The 1,326-nt window shown below is 48.8% G+C and carries 2 protein-coding genes; both read right to left on the bottom strand.

Annotation, left to right across the window (positions count from 1 at the left end; genetic code table 11):
* The coding region (locus HWQ67_RS18740) for a hypothetical protein (RefSeq protein ID WP_218254214.1) at positions 1-799 on the bottom strand (799 nt) is incomplete at its 3' end.
* Between the two features lie 66 nt (positions 800-865).
* A partial coding sequence (locus HWQ67_RS18735) for a hypothetical protein (protein ID WP_218254213.1) occupies positions 866-1,326 on the bottom strand: 461 nt, incomplete at its 5' end.

Below are 1,326 nucleotides of genomic sequence, written 5' to 3'. Positions count from 1 at the left end.
CGCTAGCCACAAACTTGGCATATTGCTTTGCGGCTTTTTCATAGGCTGCCATGTCTGCGTCAACACCAGCAACCGGCAATTTCACAAACAGCGTAAACATCCTGGCCATGAAAGCAAATTCGTCCTTCCTGCTGCTTTTAAGCGCCTTGGGGTCATCTGCCAGCACTGTGATCCTATCGCAGGTGTCGAGTACCTTATGCGTGTACTCACTGACCTTGTCGTCGTTTTTATCCCTGGAGGCCGCAAGCAAGTCGGTGTAGGATGTAAGCATGGTTTCAACCAGGTCGGCAAGTGTAACGTCACCTGCCTGCCTGCTCGCCAGGACAAGCCCGGCGCCGGATTTCATAAGATCATTACCCGACATGGAACCAAAGAGCACCCCTAAGGGGTCATTCCCCCGCAGATCAAAGGCGTTGATATCGTACATGACCAGCAAGTATCCATAGAACAACGTCTCAAACTTATCACCCTTTAAGAGTTCTCCCTGCACGGAATCAATGCCTCCGGGATTACCCCTGAGTGTCATAATCCAGAAACCGCATGACAGACGCATAACGTCATCCTTGATGGCCGTGCTCTTTTCCATAGCCTCATTGGCCTTATCGATGGCCTTATCGATGTTGTTATTTAATCTCTCCTGATTTGACTGCCTTAGCAGGTCAACGATCTCTGCCTGTTGCCCCTTATAGAACCGCTCTTGGGTAGTCCCCTTATGCGCAGGCCCTGAAGCACATGACACGCACAGAAACACCACCAGCATCAGCAGACCTGTAAGACTCGTTACGCTCCTTGATAACATTACCCAACCTCCTGATTTTTTATTTATATCAAGCTAATGCCGATACCTGCAACACAGAGCCGCAACCTACTTACGCTGCAATGAGGCAAAGACCGTCGCAAATTTCTTTGCCGTTTTCTCATAGGTATCCATGTCTCTGTCAGAGCCGACCACGATTAGTTTAAGGTATAGGGCCAGGATTCTTAACACGGCAGACATCTCTTGCTCCATCCTGGGGTTATCCGTCAAGGATACTATCTCATCGGAAGCGCTGATTATCTTACGTTTGTACTCGCCGACGTTGTTTCCGTCCTGTTCTGTGGTACCTTTGATTAAGCCTGCGTAGGACTTAAACAACGTCTCAACCAGGTCTCCCAACTCACCCTCGCCCCCTTTTCGTATCCCATCGGCTATGGACCTGCCCTTTTCGATTAACTCCTTGTCGGATAACTGGAGATTCATTAAAGAGCTTATCAGGCGCTTGTCCTTTAGATCAAAGGCATTAAGGTCATACATGACAAGCAGATAATCCCCGAATAAGGTTTCAA

Origin of the sequence: Candidatus Magnetobacterium casense (genome assembly GCF_019173545.1) — a bacterium.
In the GTDB taxonomy this organism is placed as follows: domain Bacteria; phylum Nitrospirota; class Thermodesulfovibrionia; order Thermodesulfovibrionales; family Magnetobacteriaceae; genus Magnetobacterium; species Magnetobacterium cryptolimnobacter.
The sequence above is the reverse complement of the archived record's forward strand: the minus strand, read 5'-3'. Positions and strand labels throughout refer to the sequence as shown.